Here is a 17,898-nt window from a genome sequence, read left to right on the forward strand (position 1 = left end):
GGGAGCGCTCCTGGCCGGGAGACGGCGGCCATCCAGGCCGTGCGCCGTACGGCGGGCGGACCGTGTCCCGGGCTCATCGCCGTACGCTGCGCGGGCGCATGTCGGTCCACACCTCTTCGATGTGGGCCAGGCACTCCGCCTTGGTCCCGCCGAAGCCCGCCGCGTGCCAGCCGGCCGGCAGCGGCGCGTGTTCGGCCCAGATCGAGTACTGCTCCTCGTCGTTCACCACGACCACGTACCCCGGGGCCGGCTCGACGGGTTCGCTCACGGGAATGCCTCCTGTTCGTGCCGGCGATCCTCGGGGGTGAGGTCGCCGATGCTCCGCTCCGGGTCCTCGACGGCCGTGGTGAGCACGGCGCGGAACCGCTCCCCGAGCGCCCGGGCGGTCGCCCGCTCGAACAGGTCGGTGCGGTACTCCAGCCGGGCCGAGAGCCGTCCTCGGGCGCTGGTGAGGTTCAGCGACAGATCGAACTTGGCCGTCGAGGTCTCACCGACCGTCATGCCGACCCGGCAGCGGGGCAGCGCGAGTCCGGCCGGCTCCCGCTCGTGGTGGCCGAACATCAGCTGGAAGATCGGGTTGTACGCGGGGTCCCGCGGAGGGTTCAGCTCCTCGACGAGCCGGTCGAACGGCAGATCGTGGTGGGCGAGCGCGGCCCTGCTCTCGTCGCGGGCCCGCTCCACGAGTTCCCGGAAGGCCGGCGCGCCGGAGACGTCGAAGCGCTGGACGACCAGGTTGCCGAAGGGACCGATCAGGTGCCGCAGGCTCTCCCGCGGCCGGCTGATCACCGGTGAGCCGACGACGACGTCCGGACCCGCACCGTGCTCGCCCGCCAGGACCACGAACGCCGCGAGCAGGACCGCGAACGGCGTCGCGCCGCAGGCCCCGGCCAGCTCGCCCACCCGCCGGGTCGTCTCCGGCTCGACGGCGAACTCCAGGTGATCGCCGGCCAGGGCCGGCGTGGCCGGACGCGGGTGATCGGTACGCAGGGTGGACCGTTCCGGCGCGCCCGCGAGCCGGTTCAGGAAGTGGTCGAGCGCCCGCCGCGTCGACTCGTCGTCGAGGCCGGCGGCCTGCCGGGCGGCGTGGTCCGCGTACTGCTCGGTCAGCGGTGGAAGCTCCGGATCTCCGCCGGTCAGCCAGGCGCCGTAGCAGGCCGACAGCTCGTTCTCAAGCAGGTCGACCGACCGGCCGTCGCAGGCGATGTGGTGGAGCGTGAGGCAGAGCCGGTGCCGTTCCGGCGCCAGCCGCAGGAGCACCGCCCGGATCATCGGGTCCGCGCCGAGGTCGAAGGGCCGCAGGGCCTCCTCCGCCGCGAGCCGGTCCGCCTCGGCGTCCGGGGACTCGTGCCGCGCGCAGTCCTCGACCGCGATCCGCATCGGCTCCGCCGGGCGCACGAACTGCCGGGGAACGCCGGAGACCGTCCGGTACACGGTGCGCAGCACCTCATGCCTGCGGACGACCTCGCTCAACGCCCGTTCGAGCACCGCGACGGCCAGCGGGCCGTCGATCCGGTAGACCAGCGGCACGACGTACGCGGAACTTCCGGGATGGAACCGGTCGAGTATCCACAGACGCCGCTGCGCGCGGGACAGAGGATGGCCGCGCGCGGCGATGCGCTCCCGGAGCCGCCGGCCCAGCAGCGCTCGCCGGGCGGCGGGAGAACCCGGTACGCCGGTCACCGTCCGCCCTCGTCGTCGGCCGGCTCGCGCAGGAGCGCGTCCACCTCGTCGTCGGACAGTTCCTCCAGCCGGGCGAGCAGCCGGCGGTCGTCCTCGGCGCCCGCCCGGCCGTCCGGCGGCACCGTTCCCCGGGTCTCGGCCACCCCGGCGGCCAGCCGGGCGACCGTAGGATCGTCCATGAAGTCGCCCAGCGCCACGTTCGCCGCGTACGTGTGGTTGCTGCGGGACACGAGTCGCATGGCCAGCAGCGAATGGCCGCCGAGAGCGAAGAAGTCGTCGGTGACGGCCACTTCGGCCAGGCCGAGCATCTCCGCGGTCAGGGCGGCCAGTTCGCGTTCGAGATCGGTGCGCGGCGGTACGGCGCCGTCCGCGGGCCCGCCACCGGGGACGGGAGGCAGCGCGGACCGGTCCACCTTCCCCCTCGACGTCATCGGCAGGGACGGCGACACCACGAAGGCGGACGGGACCATCCACGGAGGCAGCCTGGCCATGAGGAACTCCCGCAGTCCGGCCGGCGGACCGGCGACCGGGACCACGTGAGCCACCAGCCGGCGGCCGGACGGGGCCTCGTCCGTGACCACCACGGCCTGCCCGACCTGCGGGTGCAGGGTCAGCGCCGCCTCCACCTCGCCCGGCTCGATGCGGTGGCCCCGGACCTTCACCTGGTCGTCGGCCCGGCCGAGGAACTCGATCGTCCCGTCCGCGCGGTACCGGACCACGTCCCCCGTGCGGTACATCCGCGAGCCGTCCCCCGCGAAGGGGTCGGGCAGGAAACGCTCGGCCGTCAGCCCGGGCCGGCCCGCGTAGCCCCGCGCCACCCCCGGGCCGCCGACGAACAACTCGCCGGGCGTCTCCACCCGGACGGGCCGTAGCCGCTCGTCCAGCACGTAGGCGGAGGTGTTGGCGATGGGCCGCCCGACCGGGATCGAGCGGGCGTCCGCCGGCACGGACTCGACCGGCTCGCACAGCGCGATGGTCGTGGTCTCGGTCGGCCCGTAGGCGTTCAGGATGCGCTCCGGCCGGTGCGCCGGCTCGCTCCCGGCCAGCTCACGGACGCGAGCCACGTTGAGCACGTCTCCGCCGACCAGCAGGTTCCTCAACCCGGCGAGATCGTCGGGATGGTCCGCGGCCACCTCGGTGAACAGCGCCGAGGTCAGGAGGAGGGTCGTGGCGCGGGCTGCTCGGAGCGCGCGCCCCAGCCCGCCGTCGGTCAGGGGCAGATCGGCCGGGAGCACGCAGAGCGTGCCGCCGTGCGTCAGGGCGCCCCAGACCTCGAAGGTGAACGCGTCGAAGGAGGGGTCGGACACCTGAGCGACGCGTTCGCCGGGGCCGAAGGCGACGTAGTCGGTCTCGCGGACCAGCCGCACGATCGAACGGTGTTCGATCATGACGCCCTTGGGCCGGCCGGTCGACCCGGAGGTGAACAGCACACAGGCCAGGTTCCGTCCCGACACCCCCAGACGCGACGCCGTCGGCGGCGCGGCGGCGAGTTCGCCGGCCACCCGGTCCAGGCACAGGGCCTCCACCGGGGCCCCGCCGAGACGGCCGAGCAGGTCCGCCCGTGTCATCACGACCCCCGCGCCGACGTCGGCGAACATCGAGCTCAGCCGCTCCGCGGGATACCGCGGGTCGGCCGGGACGTACGCACCGCCGGCCTTGAGGACCGCCAGCACGGCCGCGACCAGGTCCACGCCACGGTCGAGCACGATCCCGACCGGCGTGTCGGCGTCGACTCCCCGGTGGCGCAGCAGGTGGGCGAGCCGGTCGGACCACTCGTCGAGCTTCGCGTACGTGAGCGTGCGCGATCCGCAGGTCACGGCGGCGGAGTCCGGCCGGGCGCGAACCTGTTCGGCGAACAGCTCGGGAATGGACGCGGCGGCCGGAAAAGGGGTCACCCGGCCGTGGAATATGCCGTCGTCCTTCTTGTCTTCCAGCACGTTCTCACGTCCCCGCGCTTCACTGACGGTAATGGCATATCGCCCGCACCACTGTCGGAGACGCCGGTGGTGGTCCGCAAGTCTTATTTGTCGGTCATCCGGCCGAGGCGATATCACCGACGATGTCATACCGCACCGCGGCCCGAATGAGCTCCGCCTTGTTGCGCAGGCCGAGTTTCCCCCGGATGCGCTGAACATAGGTGTCGACGGTCGCCTTGGAAAGGCCGAGGCGGCGGCTGATCTCCTTGTGCGTCCAGCCGTCGGCGACGTGCCGGAGCACCTGGATCTCCCGCTCGGTCAGTTCGTCCGGAACGGCTAGAGGACGCGGCGCCGGCCCTTCGGGATCGGAACCGAAAAGGTCGCCGTTCGCGTGGCTGGACAGGAAGAAACGCCCTTCGGCGATCAGGGCGAGCGCCGCGAACAGCGCCTCCGGGCCCGCCTCCATGTCGAGGTATCCGTGCACCCCCGAGGCGAAGAGCCTCGCGACCTGGTGGTCTCCCCTGCCTGCGGAGATGGCCAGGACCAGTACGGAGCGGGACCAGGCACGTAGGTGGGCGAGGAACTCCTCGTCCACGGTGTGCGGCAGCCCGACGACGAGGATCTCCGTTTTTCGTGCGGCGAGATGGCGCCGCACCCCGGCCGGGTGAATCACTCTCGTGACCGCGAAACGATGGTCGGCGGATTGGAGAACCTTCAATGCACCTTGCATCACCAACGAACCGTTGTCCAGCAATATGACATCGCGCGACCGATCCGGCAAGAGGTCGAGATCATCGTCATTCACGTTTGGGCATTATGCGACAGCCGACGTCCGACGTGAAGGGCATCGCGCACCACACGGTCCGACTTTCATGTCATGCGAACGTCGATCTTGTGGCGGCCGGCCCCGCCGGATCTACTGGAAGAGCGCCGTCGAGCGCGAATCTCCATTCTTTCCCGCCGCAGAGGAACGTGACGTGACCGAGAACGGCGAACTGCTCTGGGCGGTGCGTGACGCCTGGGCCGAGACGCTGGGCATCGAGGCCGCCTCCGTACCGCTGGAGGAGGGTTTCTTCGAGGCCGGCGGAAACTCCCTGCTGCTGTTGCTCCTGTGGGAACAGCTCAACGAGTTGACCAGCCGGGACCTGCGCGCGACCGACCTCTTCCTGCATCCCACGGTGCGCGCCCAGGCCGCGTTGCTGCTCTCCCCGGACGGCGATCGATGAGGCCGACCCTCTACGGGTTGTTCGTCGCGTCCGCCGAACGGCACCCCGGCCACCCCGCGGTCGAGCTGCCGGGGCTGACGCTCGGGTACCGCCGGCTGGCCCGCGCCGCGGAGGCGCTCGCGGAGACGATCGAGAGAACGTACGGCGGCGTCGGACGGGTCGGGCTGTTCGCCTCTCGCAGCGTCGTCGCCTACGCCGGCTACCTCGCCGCGCTGCGCCTCGGCGCCACGGTCGTGCCGGTCAACCCCGACCACCCCGCCGCGCGCAACCGCGAGATCCTCGGCGCGGCCGGCGTGGACGTGCTCGTGGCCGACGACGCGCTCCCGGCCGCCGCGGCGAACCGGCGCGGGGAACTCGGCGTCGGCGCGACGCTGGCGCTGACCGACGCCGAGGTGCTGGCCGCCGCGCCGGAAGGACGGCTCGCCCCGTACGCGGCGGACCCGGATGACGTGGCCTACCTGCTGTTCACCTCCGGCACGACGGGACGCCCCAAGGGAGTGCCCATCCGGCACCGGAACGCGCTGCCGTTCCTCCGGCGCAACATCGCCCGCTACCGGGTCGGCCCGGACTGCCGGATGTCGCACACCTTCGACCTGTCCTTCGACCTGTCGGTGTTCGACCTGTTCGTCACCTGGGGCGGCGGCGCCACGCTGGTCGTGCCGGACCGGGCCGAGCTCTTCGGGCCCGTCGACTACCTGACCCGCCGACGGCTCACCCACTGGTTCTCCGTGCCGTCGGCGGTGTCGGTGAGCGCCGGGCTCGGCAACCTGCCCACCGGGCGCGAGCACTCCCTTCGGCACAGCGTGTTCTGCGGGGAGCAGCTCGACTACGACCAGGCGGCCGCCTGGCGCGCGGTGGCGCCCGGGTCCGTCATCGACAACCTCTACGGCCCCACCGAGCTCACGCTGGCGTGCGCGGAGTATCGGCTGCCCGCGGATCCACGCCGCTGGCCGCGGACCTCCAACGGCACGGTGCCCATCGGGGAGGTCTACGACGACCTGGAGTACCTGCTCACCGAGGCGGGCGAGCTGTGCGTCCGCGGCGCGCAGCGGTTCGACGGCTATCTGGATCCGCGCGACGACGCCGGCCGGTTCCTGGGCCACGACGGCACCGGGCCGCCGTCCGCTGCGCACTTCTACCGCACGGGGGACCGGGTTCGCCGGGAGGCCGGACGGCTGGTCCATGTGGGACGGCTGGACGACCAGGTCAAGATCCGGGGCTATCGGGTCGAGCTCAGCGAGGTGGAGGCCGGCCTGCGGCGCGTGCCCGGGGTGCGGCGGGCCGTCGTCGTCACGGCCGGGCGGGCCGGGGCCACCGAGCTGATCGGCTGCTACACCGGGACGCCGGTCCCCCGGCCGGAACTGCTGAGGGCGCTGCGCGACCGGCTGCCGATCCACATGGTGCCGCGGCGGTTCGTGCACCTGCCGGCGCTGCCGCTGGGCGCCAACGGGAAAGTGGACCGCGCCGCGATCCGTGATCTGGCGATGGAGGGCGCCGATGCCACGTAAGCCGGCCTCCCCGACGGGGATGGACTTCAGCCTGTTCTACTTCGCCAGCGACAGCCGCGAACGCGACGGGGACCGCTACCGGCTGCTGCTGGACGGGGCGCGGTTCGCCGACGCGAACGGCTTCGCCGCGGTCTGGACCCCGGAACGCCACTTCCATCCGTTCGGCGGGCTCTACCCGAACCCCTCGGTGACCGGCGCCGCGGTGGCGGCCGTCACCGAGAGCGTACGGGTACGGGCCGGGAGCGTGGTGGCACCGCTCCACCATCCGCTCCGGATCGCCGAGGAATGGTCCGTGGTCGACAACCTGTCCGGCGGGCGGGCGGGGATCTCCTTCGCCTCGGGCTGGCACGCCGTGGACTTCGCGCTCCGGCCGGAGGACTACCACGACCGGCGCCGCGTCATGGTGGAGCGGGCCGAGCAGGTCCGGCGGCTGTGGCGGGGCGAGACGCTGACGGTACGCGACGGGACCGGCGCCGAACAGCGGGTACGGATCCACCCCGCACCGATCCAGCCCGAGCTGCCGACCTGGATCACCAGCGCCGGCGGGGTGGAGACGTTCCGTGCGGCCGGACGCATGGGAGCGGGCGTGCTCACCCATCTGCTGGGCCAGGACCTCGACGACCTGGCCGTCAAGATCCGCGAGTACCGCCGGGTGAGCACCGGGCCCGGCCATGTGGCGCTGATGGTCCACACCTTTCTGGGAGACGACGCGGACGTGGTCAGGGAGCTGGTCCGGGAACCGCTCACCGCCTATCTGCGCGGCTCCCTGGGGCTGCTCGCCGGTTCCGGGCTCGACGGCCGCCGCCGGATCGACCCGGCCACGCTCCATCCCGACGACGTCGACTTCATGGTCCGACGCGCGTTCGACCGCTACGTCGGCGACGGTGGCCTGTTCGGCCCGCCGGACCGTGCTCTCCGGATGGTCGAACGGCTCCGGGCGATCGGCGTGGACGAGGTGGCCTGCCTGATCGACTTCGGCCTGCCCGCCGCGACCGTGCTGGCCGGCCTGGACCACCTCGCCCGGCTACGCGAACTCGCCCGGCCAACGGGAGTACGCCCATGACCGAGCGAAGCGAGGGCATCAAAAAACACGGCCCCGTGGTCACACCCTCCGACGAAGGAGGATTCACGACCGAGCAGGCCCGGCACCGCGCCGCGGCCGACCGGCTCCGCGTCCCCGGCATGGGGACCGAGGCGGTCGCCCCCCTACTGGCCGACCTGGTCCGGCTGGCCCGGCCGCGCCGGGTGCTGGAGATCGGGATGGGTTACACCACGGCGTTCCTGGCGGCGGCCCTGAAGGAGACCGAGGAGCGGGCACGCGAGGAGGCCGTCGCCCTGGCGGCCAAGACCCGGTCCCACCTCGCCGCCGGATCGCCGCTCGACGAAGCCTGGCTCACGGCCGAACCGCCCCTCGCCGCGCCGGCGAGCTACCTGGAGCCCTACCGGCCCGAGTTCGTCGCGGTGGACGATCTGTCGAACGCCGGTTCCTCCGCCGGGCGGGTCGGGGAGGTCCTGGCCGACCTGGGCCTCGCGGACCGGGTCACCATCGTCGACGCCACTCTCCGGGAGTGCCGCGACCGGCTGCCACCGGGCTTCGCGCCGATCGACCTGGCATGGGTGGACGCGTGGGACTGCCTCTACTTCGTCGACCACTTCCTCGATCTGATCAACCCCGACGGCGGCCTGGTCGTCCTCCACTACCTGATGACCTATCCGGAGGGTGAGGCCATCCTGCGGTACCTGGCCGGCCTGCAGCGGGCGCGCCCGGGCGAGCTGGAGATCCTCAACCTCCTGGAGCCGCACAAACTGGCCCAGAACAGCGTCACGGTGGTCCGGCGGACGGGCGGCCGGCAACCGGTCCACACCGGCGCCGGCGGCCGGGTCCGGTACGACGGTGAGCTGCGTGCGACCGCCGTCGCCCAGGCGGAGCGGCTCGCGGAGGAGTGAGCGTGCGGGCACAGGCGGCCGCTGTCCCGTCGACGAGACAGGGGCCGCCCCCGCCGACCGGCCGTCAGTCCGCCGAAGGGTGCGGCGGGAGCGTGCGCAGCGCGGGAACCGGTGACCACACGAGAGGCGCCAGGGGCAGGCACCCGATCACCGCCGCGACGACCATGGCCGGCCGTGTCCCGGCGACCTCGGCGAGGAATCCCCCGGCCGGGCCGCCGAGCGCGAGCGTGCCCCAGATGAGGAACCGCATGGACGCGTTCATCCGGGCCTGGAGCCGGCTCGGCGTGACGGACTGCCGCAGCGTCACCTGAGCGACGTTGAACAGAGGGACGCCGAAACCGAAGACCAGCTGTCCTACGGCGAGGAACGGAAGGGACATCGCGGGTGACGTGGCGGGCAGCACGACCAGGCCCGCCGCGGAGACCAGCGCCCCAGCCGTGATCGTACGGCCGTACCCGAGGCGTCTGATCACCGGGCCGACGCTCAGCGCGCCGAGGACGAACCCGACGCCGCAGAGCGCGAACACGAGCCCGACGAGGGCGGACGGGTAGCCCAGCGTCCGCACCATGTACAGCGTCAGCAGCACCGTGAACATGGATGACGCGAGGTTGACCAGGCTCGCGCAGGCGGCGATCCGGCTGAGCTTCGGATCGCGCACCACGAACGCGAGCCCTTCGCCGACCTCCCGGCGGAGCGACCGGGCCGCCCGGCCTCCGCCCGCGTCGGGCCTCGGCTCGGTGTGCCGGATGGCGCGGCACAGCAGGCCGGAGACGAGGAAGCTGACCGCGTCCAGCAGCACGGTCGCGGCGGCTCCGATCACTCCGGCGAGCACACCGGCCGCGCCCGGCCCCACCATCTCCGCCGCCGATCCGGTGATGGTGAGCTTCGTGTTCGCCTCGGTCAGGTGCTCGCGCCGCACCAGCGCCGGCAGGTAGCTCTGGTAGGAGACGTCGAAGCAGACGGTGAAGACGCCGGCGAGGACGGCGACCGCGTAGAGCTGGAGGAACGACAGGACGCCCAGCGCGTACGCCGCGGGCACGCTTCCCAGCAGGGCGGCGCGGCACAGGTCGGCGACGATGAGGACCGGCCGGCGCCGCATGCGGTCGAGGATCGCGCCCGCCGGCAGGGAGAGCACGAGGAACGGCAGGGTGCGCGCGCCCGCCAGGAAGCCCAGCGCGGCGGGAGAGGCGTGCAGCGCACCGATCGCGAGAAGAGGAACGGCGAGCTGCCCCACCTGGGTCCCCGTCTCGCTGATCGACTGGGCGGCCCAGAGCCGCAGGAAGTCCGGCGAACGCCGGAGCCCTCCGCCGGTGCGCGGCTTTCCCCTGACATTGGAAGGTTGCACGACTCGCCGCTGTCTCCAATGTGAATTCGCCGTTTTCGCCATTGATTACTCCGGCCATGTATACCGCTTTCCCGCTGTTTTTTGCATCTTGTATGCGGCCTTATCTTTTCGGAGGATAAGGACCATGATGATTTGTCAGGCCGTCGCACGGCAGGCCGCGAAGTCGCCGGATCGGGTCGCCCTGGAATTCGAGGGCGACCGCCTGACATATGGCGAGATGTGGTGGCGCGTGGAGCGGCTCGCCGCGCGGTTGCGCACCGCGGGCGTGGGCCCGGACGACCGGGTCGCCGTGGGCATGGAGCGCTCCCTGGACCTGCCGGTCGCGCTGCTCGGCGTGCTCGCCGCCGGAGCGGCCTACGTACCGCTCGACCTCGGGCACCCCGCCGAGCGGCTGGCCTTCATGCTCGCCGACTCCGGCGCGCGCGTGCTCCTCACCCGGAACGGCACGCGCGAGGCGCTGCCCGCGTTCTCTGGACCGGTCCTCTTCCTCGACACCCTCGACGAGGCCCCCGAAGACGAGCCCGGGCCGTCGCCGGATCCCCACCCGGACGACCTGGCGTACGTCATCTACACCAGCGGATCGACCGGATCGCCCAAGGCGGCGATGAACACTCACCGCGCCATCGCGAACAAGCTGGCCTGGATGCAGGACGCGTACGGGCTCACTTCCGGAGACCGGGTCCTGCAGAAGACGCCCTTCGGCTTCGACGTCTCCATCTGGGAGCTGTTCTGGCCGCTGATGACCGGGGCGCGGCTCGTGCTCGCGCGGCCCGGCGGGCACCGCGACCCCGCGTACCTGGTCGAGACGATCCGCCGAGCGGGCGTCACCGTCCTGCACTTCGTCCCGTCGATGCTGCGGGTGTTCCTCGCCGCGCCCGGCGTCGAGGAGTGCGGCACGGTCCGGCACGTGATCTGCAGTGGCGAGGCGCTCACCGCCGACCTGGCCGAGCGGTCGTTCGAACGCCTGCCCGGCGCGCGGCTGCACAACCTCTACGGCCCGACCGAGACGGCGGTTCAGGTCACCGCCTGGGAGTGCGGGCCGGGCGAGGGGACGATCCCCATCGGCTTCCCGATCACGAACGTGGACACCTTCGTGGTCGACGCGGACCTGCGGCCGCTCGGGCCGGGCGAGGCGGGCGAGCTGCTGATCGGCGGGGTGGCACCGGCCCGTGGCTATCTCGGCCGGCCGGGGCTCACGGCGGAGTGCTTCGTGCCGGACCACCTGTCGGGAGCGTCCGGCGCCCGGCTCTATCGGACCGGCGACCGGGCGCGGTGGCGCGACGACGGCGCGCTGGAGTTCCTCGGGCGGCTGGACGACCAGGTCAAGATCCGGGGCGTACGGATCGAGCCGGGCGAGGTCGCGGCCGTGCTGTCCCGGCACGAGGCGGTCGACGGCGCGGTGGTCGTCGCCCGGCCGGACGCCGAGGGACATCCACGGCTGGTCGGCTACGTGGTCCCCGCCCCGGACCGGGCCCGCGCGCTCGGCGCGTTCCGTCCGGGCGACGCCGAACGGCGGACCGCCGACCCGACCCGATCCGACACCGCACCGTTGTCCGACCGAACCCCCACACTCGGCACGACCCGTCCGGACGCCCCCGAACGGCGGACGGCCGATCCGTCCGCGCTGGCCTGGTCCGGCACCGCGCGGTTGTCCGCCGATCTGCGCCGCCACGTCCGGCGTTCCCTGCCGGACGTCATGGTGCCCGCCGACCTGGTGTTCCTCGCGGAGTTCCCGCTCACGCCGAACGGCAAGCTCGATCACGCGGCGCTGCCCGCGGCGGCCGACCACGCCCGGCCGCGCCGCTCCCGTACCGCCCCGGAGGGCGAGGTCGAGGAGCGGCTCGCCGCGATCTGGGCGGACCTGCTCGGCCAGGGCCGGCCCGGCGCCGACGACGACTTCTTCGAGCTCGGCGGTCACTCGCTGCTGGCGAGCCGTCTCGTGGCCCGGGTCCGGACCGAGTTCGGCGTCGAGTTGCCCCTGGAGACGGTGTTCACCGCGCCCGGCCTGCGGCGGCTCGCCGAGGAGGTGGCCGGGTCCCCGCCCGCGGGAGAGGCGGTGCCGGAGATCCGCCCGGTCACGCGCGGCGGACCGCTGCCCCTGTCCTACGCGCAGGAGCGGCTGTGGTTCCTGCAACAGCTCCACCCCGGCATCCGCGCCTACCAGTTCCAGTCGACGATCGAGCTGTCCGGGACGCTCGACCGCGACGCCCTCGCAGGTGCGCTGACCGAGATCGTCCGTCGGCACGAGGTCTACCGCACGACGTTCGGTGACGGCCCTGACGGCCCACGGCAGGTGGTGCACCCGCCCTTCACGGTCGAGCCGGCCCTCGACGACCTGCGCGGCGCCCCCGATCCCGCCGCCGCGGCCCGCGACGTCATCCGCGACGCGGTCGCCTCGGTGATCCCGGTCGACCGGCTGCCGCTGGTGCGCTGGCGGCTGCTGCGGCTCGCGGACGACCGGCACATTCTCCTGCACGTCGAACACCACCTGGTCCACGACGGCTGGGCGTTCAACAACTTCGTCGGCGAGCTGTGCGCCCTGTACCGCGCCGCCGTCACCGGCGGGCCCGCGCCGCTGCCCGAGCCGGAACTGCAGTTCGCCGACTTCGCCGGCTGGCAGCGGTCCTGGATGGACGGACCGGCGGCGGACCGGCAGCTCGCCCACTGGCGGGAGGAGCTGGCCGGCGTCCCGGAGTTCCTCGACCTGCCCACCGACCGCCCGCGCACGGCCACGCGGCGCTTCATCGGCGACGCGCCGCGGTTCGAGATCCCCGCCGAGCTCGCCGACCGGACGCGCGACCTCGCGAGGCGGGAAGGGGTGACGCTGTTCACGGCGATGCTCGCCGCGTTCGAGGTGCTGCTGTGCCACTGGTCGGGGCAGGACGACTTCTGCGTCGGATCCGGGATCGCGGGCCGCCGCCGGCGGCAGACCGAGCGGCTCTTCGGCATGCTGGTCAACACCGTGGCGCTGCGGGCCGACCTGCGCGGTGATCCCACGTTCCGGGACCTGCTCGGACGCGCGCGTTCGGTCGTCCTCGGCGCCCAGGCCAACCAGGACGTGCCGTTCGACCGCGTGGTCGCCGCCATGCGCCCCGCCCGGGTGCCCGGCCGGCAGCCGCTGTGCCAGGTGGTGTTCGCCTTCCACGACGCGCCGATGCGCGCCCTCACCATGCCCGGTCTGGAGGTCGAGGTGACACCGGCCATCGCCAACGGCACCGCGAAGTTCGACCTCAACGTCATCGCGATTCCGCGAGCGGAGCAGTCGGTCGGGCAGGTCGGCGAGAACGGCCGGGGCCCCTCCGGCGCGATCGAGCTCATCTGGGAGTACGACGGTGACCTGTTCGACGCCGAGACCGTGGCCCAGGCGGCCGAACGCTACCGGCGTCTGCTGTGCGCGGTGACCGCCGACCCGCTGGCCACGGTGTCCGCTCTGGCCGGGGTCTGATCCGGCCCGTGACCGGGCCCGGTTCAGGTCCGCGTCAGCGCCCGCCAGTCGATCTCCACGCCGGCCGTCCAGAGCCGCCCGGCCGTGGCGAGCAGGAGTTCGCGGTCGGTGTGACTCTCGAACGGGCCCGGCAGCGTCTGCGCGACCGTCGCCTCCTCGGGCCGCCGGGCGGCGACGGCCAGGGCCAGCCTGGTCAGCGTCCGCCCCGGGCCGAGCTCGACGAAGATCGGATCGACCAGCCGCCACGCCGTCCGCAGACCGTCCGCGAATCTGATCGTCCGCCGCAGGTGGAGAGCCCAGTACGCGGGGTCCGTGGCCTCGCCCGCGGTGATCCAGGTTCCCGTCACGTTCGACACGAACGGCACGGCGGGCGGCCGGAGCGGGAACCCGGCGGCCAGTGCGCGCAGTGGTTCGGCCAGCGGCTCCATCATCGGTGAGTGGAAGGCGTGCGACGCTGCGAGCCGGCGGCAGCCGATCCCCTGGTCGGCCAGCCGCCGGCCGGCCCGTTCGACCGCCTCGACCGGCCCGGACAGCACGGTCAGCTCCGGCCCGTTCAGCGCGGCGACCGCCACCGAGTCGCCGAGGAAGGGCCGCAGCGGCGCCGGACCGGACATGACGGCGAGCATCGCTCCCCCGGGCAGGCCGTCCACGAGCCGGGCCCGGTGGGCGACCAGGCGCAGCGCGTGCTCCAGCGAGATCACCCCGGCGACGCAGGCGGCGACGTACTCGCCGACGCTGTAGCCGAGCATGGCGGACGGCTCGACGCCGAGCGTGCGCAGCGCCCGGGCCAGCGCGTACTGCATCGAGAAGACCAGGGGTTGGGCGATGAGCGTGCGGTGGATCTCCTGGCCGGAGCCGTGCCGGTCGAAGAGCGCGGCCAGGCCGGGACGCCCGCCCGCGCCACCCTCCGGGTACAGGACCTCGCGCAGGTCCGTTCCGAGCTCGGGTTCGAGCAACCGGAAACAGCGGTCGAGCTCGCGCCGGAACATCGGCAGGCGCTCGTAAATCCCGGCGGCCAGGCCCGGATAGTGGTCCCCGACCCCGGAGAACAGGAACACGAGAGGCCGCCGGCGATCCGGCCGGCCGGTGAACACCCGGCGCGGATCCCGCTTGCGCAGCCGCCGTACGGCCTCGGCCGCCGTCGCCGCCACGACCGCGCGCCGCGGCTGCGCGCCATCGCCGGCCGGGACCCCGGCCGCCGCGTCCAGCGCGGCCTGTCCCCCGGACTCCAGGCGCGCGACGAGTTCGCCGGTGGCCCGGTCCAGCGCGGCGGCGTCCGGCGCCGAGAGCGTCAGCAGGCGGGGCTCGGCGGTCACGGCGTCACGGCCGCACGTACGGCCTCGGGCCAGCACGCGGGATCCAGTCCGTGCCGGCACAGGAAGGCGTACGCGAGGCGTTCGAGCCCGAACCCGGCGCAGGCGGTGAAGGCCGCCCCGCGCTCGCCTGGCAGGCCGATGCCGTACGACTCCCCGAAGAACCGCTCGTGGAAGTTGAAGGACCCGACGGCGACGTCACGCCCCACGTCCAGCGGGAGCCGCAGCTCGTACTTCAGCTCCATCAGCCGCTGGGACAGCAGCCGCTCGGCCGTCCTCTCGGCGGCGAAGAACGGGTCTTCGGCGACCTCGCAGCGCCCGCCGAGGCCGAGATCCTCCATCAGCCCGAAGACGCGCCTCATCAGCCGCCGGCGGGCGTCCACGACGTACGTCAGCGGGCCGAGGAAGACGACCTCGCGGATGGTGAAGTCCCACAGCCGCTCCAGCGAGCGCCGGTACCGGGACTCGAACCGGAACGACTTGCCGCGGGCGGTCACCGCGAGCGCCGGATCGGGCAGCGGCCGGTCGGCGAGCTGGTGGTAGGTGTGGAAGCACATGGTGGGCGGCAGGCAGTGGTCGGCCGGGCCGCCGTACGCGCGCAGGCCCTCCGCCGGATCCTCCCCGTCGGCGAGCGCGCCGAGGAACCCGCGGTAGGCGTCGACGTCTCCGTGCAGGCGGGACGCGAACATCAGGAGCTGCGGGAAGGACTCCAGGTAGCCGCCGCGCCGCATCGCGCGGGTCGGGATGAGCGTCGGATAGCGCATCTCGCGCGCGCCGAACTCCTCGACGGCCAGGGCACGGATCGCGGCGTCGAGGTGGTCCATCAGCGACAGCACCGGCTCGCCCACGGCGACCTGCCCGTCGCCCGCCTCCCACGCGACGCCCCTGGCCAGCAGCTCGTCGAAGACCTCCCGCGCGTCTCCCCCGGCGGATCCGCGCCAGACGACCTTGGGGGCGAACACGCGCCGGCCGAGGACGTCGTTGGCCACCACGAAGCGGAGCTTCCGCGTGAGCTCGTCCAGGTCGGCCGGGCCGCGCACGGTCACGTCCACCGCCCGTACCTCCTCCCCGCCGTGGACGAGCGCGAAGGCGGTGATCGTCTCGGAGACGAAGTACACCCGCCGGGCGAGCTCCCCGGCGTGGGCCCCCGGCACCGGGGGGTCGAGCGGGATCCGGTGCGTACGGGCCGAGGTCATCCGGGCTCCCCGCCCCGGTCCCCGGACAGCGCTCCGTGCACCCCCACCAGCTCGGCCAGGATGCCGCGCTGGACCGCCGAGGTGCCGGCGTAGATCGGGCCGCCGAGCGCGTCGCGGAGCTCCCGTTCCAGCCCCGACTCGGTCACGTAGCCCCGTGCGCCGTGAATCTCGACCGCCGCCGTCGCGGTGCGCACCAGGCTCTCGCTGATGAAGATCTTGGCGATCGTCGCCTCGGTCAGCGCCATCCTGCCGTCGCGTTTGAGCCGGCCCACCCGGTACAGGAGCAGCCGGGCCAGCTCCAGCCGGATCTTCATGTCCGCGATCTGGTGGGCGACCGCCTGGAAGCCGCCGATCGACCGCCCGAACTGCCGCCGGGCGTTGGCGTGCCGGACGGACTCCTCCAGGAGCCGCTCCATCGCGCCCACCTGGGCTGCGAACATGAAGGACCGCTCCCACTCGATGGTCGAGGTGAAGACCGGATAGCCCGCGCCCTCGCGTCCGAGCACGTTCGCCGCGGGCACCCGGACGTCGTCGAACTCCACCACCCCCATCGGTGTGGTGCGCAGCCCCATCTTGGACAGCTCCCGCGTCCGGTCGACGCCGGGCAGATCCGCGGTGACGAGGAACGCCGTCAGCCCGTCCTGCGCCCGTTCCCGGTCGCCGGTACGGGCGAGGGTGACGAACACGTCGGCGACCGGGCCGTTGCTGACGAAGCACTTCGTACCGCGCAGCCGGTAGTGGTCGCCGTCGCGCTCGGCGGTGGTGCGCAGGCCGAGGACGTCCGAGCCCGCCTCCGGCTCCGTCAGCGCGTGCGCGCCGATGAGCGTGCCGTCGCACAGAGCCGGCAGATAACGCCTCTTCTGTTCGTCGGTCCCGTGGGTCAGCAGGTAGATCACGCAGCCCCACAGATGGTTGTTGACCGCGAAGACCAGCCCGTTGTCGCGGCAGCCGTAGCCGAGGGCCTCCAGCGCGACGATCACCGTCAGCGGGTCCAGGCCCCGGCCGCCGTACTCGACGGGGACCGGCCAGCCGAGCACCCCGAACGCGGCGCACCGGCGCCAGTCCTCCACCGGGAAACGCGCCTCCCGGTCATCGGCCGCCACATCGCGTCCCAGCTCCTCCCGGGCGAACGCGATGATCTCGGCGCGGAGCCGCCGCTGCTCGGCGGTCAGGTCGGGGTTCACACGCCCGCCCGCTTCCGGCGGACGAAGGAGTCGATCGCCGCCACCGTGGCGAAGTTGGCGAAGTCGAGGTCCGCGCCGTCCGCGTGAACGCCGAACCGCCGCTCGATCCACATGACGAGCTGCACGGCGAAGAGGGAGTTCACCAGGCCGGTGCCGAACAGCTCCTCATCGTCGTCGGCGCGTACGCCGTTCGCGTGTTCGGCGACGAACCGGCGGATCTGTTCCCTCACGTCCTCAGTCACCGCACTGGTCCCCTCTCGAGATCGCCGGGGCCGCGTGACCCGGCTCGTAGGAGTGAAAGCCCCGGCCGGCCTTCCGGCCGTACAGGCCGGCGTCGACCAGCCTGCGCAGCAGCGGGCACGGCCGATACTTGGGGTCGCCGAAGCCGTCGTGGAGGACGTCGAGCGAGCGGAGCACGGTGTCCAGGCCGATCAGGTCCGCCGTCTCCAGCGGGCCCATCGCGTGCCCGAAGCACTCCTTGAAGAGCCGGTCGACGTCCGTGGCGGAGGCGACTCCCTCGTGCAGGAGGAAGACGGCCTCGTTGATGGTGAGCATCAGGACCCGGTTCGTGACGAATCCCGGGGAGTCCTCCACGACGACGTGGTCCTTGCCGACGTCGTCGAGCAGGGCCGTCGTGCGTTCGATCGTCTCCCGCGACGTGTGGTGGCCGCGGATGACCTCGACGGTCGGCATGAGCGGAGCCGGGTTCATGAAGTGCGTCCCGACGACTCTGGCCGGCCGCCCGGTGAGCGAGGCGATCCGGGTGATCGGGATCGCCGAGGTGTTCACGCCGAGGCAGACGTCCGGTGGGCAGACGGCGTCCAGTTCCCGGTAGAGCGGACGCTTGACCTCCCACTGCTCCGTGACGTTCTCGATGACGTACTCGGCCCGTTTCAGCCGCGTCAGGTCGGTGGTGAAGCGGATGCGCCCGACGACCTCCTCCGGACGTCTCCTCGGCGCCGACGGCCGGACCAGCGGCGCCATCCGTACGTTGCGCGTGATCTCGGTCCGGGCGCGGTCGAGGATGTCGTCAGAGGTGTCGACCAGCACGACGTCGTATCCGCCTTCGGCGAAGAGCTGCGAGACGCCGATTCCCATGGTGCCCGCGCCCACCACGCCGATCCGATGCATCGGGGAA

15 protein-coding genes are annotated in these 17,898 nt (G+C 72.9%); 5 read left to right on the forward strand and 10 right to left on the reverse strand.

What is annotated here, in order from left to right:
• Nucleotides 1-73: 73 nt before the first annotated feature.
• The 4 genes from ACQEV1_RS34115 to ACQEV1_RS34130 form a co-directional block, all read right to left on the reverse strand.
• On the reverse strand, nucleotides 74-268 hold the full coding sequence (locus ACQEV1_RS34115; RefSeq protein ID WP_433399305.1) for an MbtH family protein: 195 nt from the start codon (nucleotides 266-268) through the stop codon (nucleotides 74-76).
• Nucleotides 265-1,680, reverse strand: a complete 1,416-nt coding sequence (locus tag ACQEV1_RS34120; protein ID WP_433399307.1) for a condensation domain-containing protein — start codon at nucleotides 1,678-1,680, stop codon at nucleotides 265-267. The genes ACQEV1_RS34115 and ACQEV1_RS34120 overlap by 4 nt, the downstream gene beginning before the upstream one ends.
• Nucleotides 1,677-3,617, reverse strand: a complete 1,941-nt coding sequence (locus tag ACQEV1_RS34125) for a non-ribosomal peptide synthetase (RefSeq protein ID WP_433399310.1) — start codon at nucleotides 3,615-3,617, stop codon at nucleotides 1,677-1,679. Before ACQEV1_RS34125 ends, ACQEV1_RS34120 begins: the two co-directional genes overlap by 4 nt.
• A 94-nt stretch (nucleotides 3,618-3,711) precedes the next feature.
• Complete coding sequence (locus tag ACQEV1_RS34130) at nucleotides 3,712-4,314, reverse strand: response regulator transcription factor (RefSeq protein ID WP_433399313.1); 603 nt, start codon at nucleotides 4,312-4,314, stop codon at nucleotides 3,712-3,714.
• A 259-nt stretch (nucleotides 4,315-4,573) separates the two neighbouring features.
• On the opposite strand from ACQEV1_RS34130, the gene ACQEV1_RS34135 reads away from it, so the two are divergent.
• Genes ACQEV1_RS34135 through ACQEV1_RS34150 form a run of 4 tightly spaced genes read left to right on the forward strand, consistent with a single transcriptional unit; the run spans nucleotide 4,574 to nucleotide 8,277 of the window.
• A complete protein-coding gene (locus ACQEV1_RS34135) occupies nucleotides 4,574-4,822 on the forward strand; it encodes an acyl carrier protein (protein WP_433399316.1) in 249 nt (82 codons plus the stop codon).
• On the forward strand, nucleotides 4,819-6,330 hold the full coding sequence (locus tag ACQEV1_RS34140) for an AMP-binding protein (RefSeq protein ID WP_433399319.1): 1,512 nt from the start codon (nucleotides 4,819-4,821) through the stop codon (nucleotides 6,328-6,330). The genes ACQEV1_RS34135 and ACQEV1_RS34140 overlap by 4 nt, the downstream gene beginning before the upstream one ends.
• Nucleotides 6,320-7,393 carry an LLM class flavin-dependent oxidoreductase gene (locus ACQEV1_RS34145; protein WP_433399322.1) on the forward strand — a complete coding sequence of 358 codons (1,074 nt, stop codon included), beginning with the start codon at nucleotides 6,320-6,322 and terminating at the stop codon, nucleotides 7,391-7,393. Before ACQEV1_RS34140 ends, ACQEV1_RS34145 begins: the two co-directional genes overlap by 11 nt.
• Complete coding sequence (locus ACQEV1_RS34150; RefSeq protein ID WP_433399325.1) at nucleotides 7,390-8,277, forward strand: class I SAM-dependent methyltransferase; 888 nt, start codon at nucleotides 7,390-7,392, stop codon at nucleotides 8,275-8,277. Before ACQEV1_RS34145 ends, ACQEV1_RS34150 begins: the two co-directional genes overlap by 4 nt.
• Before the next feature lie 64 nt (nucleotides 8,278-8,341).
• On the opposite strand, the gene ACQEV1_RS34155 is transcribed toward ACQEV1_RS34150, so the two are convergent.
• Nucleotides 8,342-9,622, reverse strand: coding sequence for an MFS transporter (locus ACQEV1_RS34155; protein WP_433399328.1), 1,281 nt, complete (start codon nucleotides 9,620-9,622; stop codon nucleotides 8,342-8,344).
• A 124-nt stretch (nucleotides 9,623-9,746) separates the two neighbouring features.
• On the opposite strand from ACQEV1_RS34155, the gene ACQEV1_RS34160 reads away from it, so the two are divergent.
• The gene (locus ACQEV1_RS34160; protein WP_433399331.1) at nucleotides 9,747-13,067 is read left to right on the forward strand and encodes an amino acid adenylation domain-containing protein; all 3,321 of its coding nucleotides are present in this window, start codon (nucleotides 9,747-9,749) and stop codon (nucleotides 13,065-13,067) included.
• Between the two features lie 23 nt (nucleotides 13,068-13,090).
• Here ACQEV1_RS34160 and ACQEV1_RS34165 read toward each other — a convergent pair whose 3' ends face one another.
• Genes ACQEV1_RS34165 through ACQEV1_RS34185 form a run of 5 tightly spaced genes read right to left on the reverse strand, consistent with a single transcriptional unit; the run spans nucleotide 13,091 to nucleotide 17,891 of the window.
• Nucleotides 13,091-14,383: an acyltransferase domain-containing protein gene (locus ACQEV1_RS34165; RefSeq protein ID WP_433399334.1), complete on the reverse strand. Its 1,293-nt coding sequence runs from the start codon at nucleotides 14,381-14,383 to the stop codon at nucleotides 13,091-13,093.
• Nucleotides 14,380-15,576 (reverse strand): hypothetical protein, encoded by a 1,197-nt coding sequence (locus ACQEV1_RS34170; RefSeq protein WP_433399336.1) that lies wholly within the window; start codon nucleotides 15,574-15,576, stop codon nucleotides 14,380-14,382. Before ACQEV1_RS34170 ends, ACQEV1_RS34165 begins: the two co-directional genes overlap by 4 nt.
• Nucleotides 15,573-16,760 (reverse strand): acyl-CoA dehydrogenase family protein, encoded by a 1,188-nt coding sequence (locus ACQEV1_RS34175; protein WP_433399339.1) that lies wholly within the window; start codon nucleotides 16,758-16,760, stop codon nucleotides 15,573-15,575. Before ACQEV1_RS34175 ends, ACQEV1_RS34170 begins: the two co-directional genes overlap by 4 nt.
• A complete protein-coding gene (locus ACQEV1_RS34180; RefSeq protein WP_433399342.1) occupies nucleotides 16,757-17,002 on the reverse strand; it encodes an acyl carrier protein in 246 nt (81 codons plus the stop codon). The genes ACQEV1_RS34175 and ACQEV1_RS34180 overlap by 4 nt, the downstream gene beginning before the upstream one ends.
• Nucleotides 16,995-17,891, reverse strand: coding sequence for a 3-hydroxyacyl-CoA dehydrogenase family protein (locus tag ACQEV1_RS34185; protein ID WP_433399345.1), 897 nt, complete (start codon nucleotides 17,889-17,891; stop codon nucleotides 16,995-16,997). The genes ACQEV1_RS34180 and ACQEV1_RS34185 overlap by 8 nt, the downstream gene beginning before the upstream one ends.
• Nucleotides 17,892-17,898 lie beyond the last annotated feature (7 nt).

The sequence above is a fragment of the Actinoallomurus sp. CA-142502 genome, assembly GCF_050936355.1.
In the GTDB taxonomy this organism is placed as follows: Bacteria; Actinomycetota; Actinomycetes; order Streptosporangiales; family Streptosporangiaceae; genus Actinoallomurus; species Actinoallomurus iriomotensis.

Bases quoted from the DNA above. Each gene is read 5' to 3' on its own strand.
- ACQEV1_RS34140 (WP_433399319.1), top strand. From the start codon at position 4,819: ATGAGGCCGACCCTCTACGGGTTGTTCGTCGCGTCCGCCGAACGGCAC.
- ACQEV1_RS34145 (WP_433399322.1), top strand. From the start codon at position 6,320: ATGCCACGTAAGCCGGCCTCCCCGACGGGGATGGACTTCAGCCTGTTC.
- ACQEV1_RS34150 (WP_433399325.1), top strand. From the start codon at position 7,390: ATGACCGAGCGAAGCGAGGGCATCAAAAAACACGGCCCCGTGGTCACA.
- ACQEV1_RS34160 (WP_433399331.1), top strand. From the start codon at position 9,747: ATGATGATTTGTCAGGCCGTCGCACGGCAGGCCGCGAAGTCGCCGGAT.
- ACQEV1_RS34170 (WP_433399336.1), bottom strand. From the start codon at position 15,576: ATGACCTCGGCCCGTACGCACCGGATCCCGCTCGACCCCCCGGTGCCG.
- ACQEV1_RS34185 (WP_433399345.1), bottom strand. From the start codon at position 17,891: ATGCATCGGATCGGCGTGGTGGGCGCGGGCACCATGGGAATCGGCGTC.